This is a genomic window from Catellatospora sp. NPDC049609 (assembly GCF_040675365.1).
In the GTDB taxonomy this organism is placed as follows: Bacteria; Actinomycetota; Actinomycetes; order Mycobacteriales; family Micromonosporaceae; genus Catellatospora.
In genome coordinates, this window is record NZ_JBFAOU010000392.1 from 1 (window position 1) to 2,762 (window position 2,762).

The following is a 2,762-nucleotide window of genomic DNA, read 5'->3' on the forward strand; positions in this document are numbered from 1 at the left end:
CCAGATCTGTTTCATACCAAAGGAATCATCACGAGGATGAAATAAATTGGCACTGGCTTAAATAGCACCCTGTTGAGTTCTCAAAGAACAAGCACGCACCGCGACCGCGTCAGGTTTCCCTGACCCCGTCTCCGGGGCAACTCCTCAAGCTTACCCATCCGGCCTCTCCGTGTCAAACCCGAATTTTCGGATCTGTGCGGTTCGTCCGTTTGGACACCCCGAACACGCTGAACCGCTGAGGTCCGTACGAGGTTCGAGGAGAACCAGTGACCCGGCCGACGGTTCCTTCCGAGAAGAATCTCGGCGAACTCATCCGCCCGGCTCGTCACCGGCTCGGTAACCATACCCGGTTGGTTTCATCCGATCAAATCGGCCCCACCCGGTGCGCTCCGGCCTCTTTGCTCCGACCTTCCGGTCTCGGCTGTTTTGTCCGTTCCGCGCTGGCAGAGAGAACATTACGGGGGACGCGGCGCCGATCGCAAATCGGCGGGCCGCGTCCCCCGTCACATCATGGGCGGCGAGCTATTTCCGCAGCTCAGCGCCTGCAATCGTCTTCTTGCCGCGGCGCAGCACCAGGTACCGCCCGTGCAGCAGCAGGTCCGCGGACACCGGCTCGTCGGCGTCGGTCACCCGTTCGTTGTTGACGTACGCGCCGCCCTCGCCGACCGCGCGCCGCGCTTCGCCGAGGCTCGCCGCCAGGCCGGCCTCCTTGAACAGCACCGCGACGCTCGGCAGCTCGTCGACCTCGACCAGGCCGGCCTCGGCCAGCGCCGAACGCAGCGTGGCCGGCGCCAGGTCCGTCAGCGCGCCCCGGCCGAACAGCGCCTGCGACGCCGCGACGACCTGCTCGCACTCCTGCTTGCCGTGCAGCAGCGTGGTCAGCTCCTCGGCCAGCGCCCGCTGCGCCGCCCGCGCGAAGGGCCGCTCCGCCGTCTCGCGCTCCAGCTCCTGCAGCTCCTCGCGGGACCGGAAGCTGAAGTACTTCAGGTAGCGCACCACGTCGCGGTCGTCGGTGTTGATCCAGAACTGGTAGAACGCGTACGGGCTGGTCATCGACGGGTCGAGCCAGATGGCGCCGCCCTCGGTCTTGCCGAACTTCGTCCCGTCGGCCTTGGTGACCAGCGGCGTGGTGAACGCGTGCACGGGGCCGGCGCCGCGGCGGCGGATGTAGTCCACGCCCGCGGTGATGTTGCCCCACTGGTCGGAGCCGCCGAACTGCAGCCGGCAGCCGTACCGCTGGTGCAGCTCGAAGTAGTCGTGGGACTGCAGCAGCTGGTAGCTGAACTCGGTGTAGCTGATGCCGGTCTCCAGCCGGTTGCGCACCACGTCACGGGCCAGCATCTTGTTCACCGGGAAGTGCTTGCCGACGTCGCGCAGGAACTCGATGGCCGACAGCGCCGAGGTCCAGTCCAGGTTGTTGACCATGCGGGCGGCGTACTGGCCCTCGAAGTCGAAGAACGGCTCCACCTGACCGCGGATCTTCTCGACCCAGCCCTGCACCACCTCCGGCGAGTTCAGGGTGCGCTCCCCGCTGTCCTTGGGGTCCCCGATGAGGCCGGTCGCGCCGCCGACCAGCAGCAGCGGCCGGTGCCCGGCGAGCTGGAACCGGCGCGCCGTGCAGATCTGCGCGAAGTTTCCGAGGTGCAGGCTCGGCGCGGTGGGGTCGAACCCGACATAGAACGTCAGCGGTCCCGCCGCCAGGTCTTCGCGCAGCTCGTCAAGGCCGGTGCAGTCCTGCAGCAGGCCACGCCACTGCAGATCATCGAGGATGTCCGTCACGCCGTCGATTGTCGCGCATCGCCGTCACCCGGCGGCAACCCGGTTTCCCCTGCTGGCCGCCACGGCGACGCGCCCGGCGGGTGACCTCGCCGAGCCGGTCCGCAGCAGGACCGGCGTCACGCCGTGCCGAGCCCGCCGAACCTGGCACGGCGCGCGGGCTTGCCGCGGTCGGCCGGCGGGCATAGCGCGGGCATGGAACTGTCCTTCCTCCGAGCCATGTACGAGATCCCCGGCCCCTGGGCGTCGGTGTACATCGACAGCACCGACCACACCGAGGCGACCGCCGCGGCGCTGAAGCTGCGCTGGCGGGCCGCCCGCGAGACGCTGCTCGACGAGGGCATCGACGAGCCCACGCTGCTCGCGCTGGAGGGAGCGCTCGCGCAGTACCGCCGCCCCCGCCACCGCCACGGGCTGGCCGTGTTCGCCGCGCAGGGCCGCGTGCACTACGCCGAGGCGATGCCCGAACCGCTGTGCACCGACAGCGCCGAGATGGCGCCGCTGCCGCACGTCACGCCGCTGCTGGCCAGCCGCGAGGTCGAGCGGCCGCCCGCGGGCGCGGCCGCGCCGGACGCCAGCGGCGTGGCCGACACGCTCGCCGCGTTCGAGCAGCGGCAGGTCGAGGCGCTGCTGCTGGATCCGGTCGCGCTGGCGAAGTCGCGGGTGTGGATCGGCGACGCGCCCGGCGACCTGTCCTCCAGCGAGGAGCGGCTGCGGCAGCTGGGTGCCAACCAGGCCCATCCGGTACGCGCCGAGGACGCGCTGGTCCGCGCGGCGGTCCTCAACGACGCCGAGCTGATCATCGTGAACTCCACCGAGGTCGGCCTCGACGAGGGCGTCGGCGCCGTCCTCCGCAACACCTCCCCCACCACCTGACCGGCCCGCTCTTTCGATCGACGTTGGCCTATCTGGATGAGGAAATCGTGATCGACTTCATCCAGATAATGCAACCGCCAAGGCCGAAACAGGGGCGGGGCGGCCGGGGT

Annotated in this window: 2 protein-coding genes; one reads left to right on the plus strand and one right to left on the minus strand. The window is 69.6% G+C overall.

Annotated elements, in window-relative coordinates:
- Positions 1-522 precede the first annotated feature (522 nt).
- Complete coding sequence (gene tyrS / locus AB0J67_RS40450) at positions 523-1,779, minus strand: tyrosine--tRNA ligase (protein WP_363491019.1); 1,257 nt, start codon at positions 1,777-1,779, stop codon at positions 523-525.
- A 192-nt stretch (positions 1,780-1,971) separates the two neighbouring features.
- On the opposite strand from tyrS, the gene AB0J67_RS40455 reads away from it, so the two are divergent.
- Positions 1,972-2,652 carry a hypothetical protein gene (locus AB0J67_RS40455; RefSeq protein WP_363491021.1) on the plus strand — a complete coding sequence of 227 codons (681 nt, stop codon included), beginning with the start codon at positions 1,972-1,974 and terminating at the stop codon, positions 2,650-2,652.
- The last annotated feature ends 110 nt before the right edge of the window (positions 2,653-2,762 follow it).